This window comes from Pseudoalteromonas sp. ABE4_541 (genome assembly GCF_056312285.1).
Genome location: NZ_JBSVEM010000042.1, coordinates 1 through 2099, shown reverse-complemented (window position 1 = coordinate 2099; position 2099 = coordinate 1). Strand labels below are relative to the sequence as shown.

Below are 2099 nucleotides of genomic sequence, written 5' to 3'. Positions count from 1 at the left end.
TGCGCATTTTATGCGGGTATTAAGCGCCTTGGCGCAGGGAGAAGGGACGTCATTGAATACACTCCCTATGCTCTGTGAAGATGAGCAGTTCTACTTACTGAATGATCTCAACCCGACCAAAATGCCTCGACCAAATAAGTTACTGGCTCACCAACTCTTTGAGGCACAAGTTGCGAAGAATGGCCTGAAAACTGCGCTGGAGTTTGATGGCGAATCAATGAGCTACGTGACGCTTAACAACAAAGCCAATCAGCTTGCAAATTATTTACGAGCGCATTACCAGATCGGACCCGATACTTTAATTGGTCTATGTGTTACGCGTTCGTTTTCAACGATCATTGGTATGCTCGCTATTCTTAAAGCTGGTGCTGCTTATGTGCCACTTTCTGCGCATCTACCGTCTTCTCGTTTAGCGCAAATATTATTGGATGCGAACCCGGTGACAGTACTCACTGATTCAATTCTAGTGAGCCTGTTAGATGGTTTAGTAAATGATACCTTATTGATCGATGAGCATTGCAATTCACATGATACTGTTTTTGAAAATTGTGCTGAGCAAAACCTGAGTTTCGAAGAGTCAACTTCAATCGAGCATAAACTTGCATATGTGATTTATACCTCAGGCTCAACAGGGGTGCCTAAAGGTGTGTGTCAAACACATGCAACATTGGTCAACCTTGTACTAGGCACCGTTGATTTAGACAAACCACAAAGAACCTTACAGTTCACACCAAGTACATTTGATGTATCGGTGCAGGAAATATTTTCTTGTCTGGCGAGTGGTTCTACCTTGGTGTTGATGAGCGATGCTGAAAAAGATGAACTGGGTAAATTACATGAATTACTTGTCCGACATCAAATTGAACGGCTCTATATTCCCCCTGCGGTTATGAGTTATTTAGCCTCGACTCAAGCATCAAGTTCCACCGAATTGCCGCACTTGAATGCTGTATATGTTGCTGGAGATAAGTTTCAGAATAACCCCGACATCATAAAATTCATGCGTTCAAACGGCTGTCGTATCTTTAATCAATATGGGCCAACGGAAACCCATGTTGCAACTAGCTTCGAGTTATCAAGTCAATTTAATGAGTGTGTGCCGATAGGAAAGCCAATCGCCAATATGCATATTAACTTACTTGCTCATGATAGAACACTGGTACCGTTTGGCTGTGTTGGTGAAGTATTTATTGCAGGTGATGGTGTTGCACAAGGTTATTTGGGCCTAAATGAACTAACCGACGAAAAGTTTTCGAGTTTTGGTTTTGGTGACAAAAACACGAAGCTTTATAGAACAGGGGATCTGGCGCGCTATTTACCTGACGGTAATTTAGAATTTATTGGCCGCGTAGATGATCAGATCCAGATCCGAGGCTTTAGAGTTGAGCCGCAAGAAATTGAGCATCACATCAACATGCATAGTGAAGTGCACTCATCGTTGGTGATAGCACACTCTTTGGATTCTGTTAACAATATGCTGGTTGCTTATGTCAAACCTATAAATGAAGCAGCACAACTGAATTTGCCTGAGACCCTCAAAGCAGCGCTGAGTGAACAGCTGCCAGCGCATATGGTTCCTAATCAAATATGTTTGTTAGCCCAGTGGCCATTGACCGCCAATGGGAAAATTAATGTTCGAGCGCTCCCTGATCCAGATTTGCTAGAGCAAGGCTCTGAATATTGCGCCCCAGTGACAGATACCGAAAAAGTTTTGGTGTCAATTTGGAGCGAGATGCTGTTGTTAGAACCAATGCAGCTTAGCACTCGAACGCAGTTCTTTGATGTTGGGGGGCATTCAATTTTGGCTGTACGGTTGATTTCTGAGATCAGGAATCAATTGAAGGTTGAATTACCAGTTAAAACTATTTTTGACTATCCACAGTTATCATCATTGGCTGCAAAGATCGACAGAAGCGAAAAATGTTCGCTGCGACCTGTTATTTCGCCTCGTGAAGTAGGCTCTCAAAACGAACTCTTATCCTACGCCCAGCAGCGCTTGTGGTTTATTGATCAATTACAAGGTGGCAGTGCCCAATACAATATGCCAGCGGCTTTTGAGCTAACCGGGCACTTTGATGTGGCAGCCGCGCAAGCGGCGT

Annotated in this window: 1 protein-coding gene; it reads left to right on the top strand. The window is 43.6% G+C overall.

Annotated features, from left to right (window positions below; translation table 11 throughout):
* Window positions 1-2099 (top strand): non-ribosomal peptide synthetase (locus ACW689_RS21375; RefSeq protein WP_476294426.1); only part of this gene is annotated, 2099 nt, incomplete at both ends.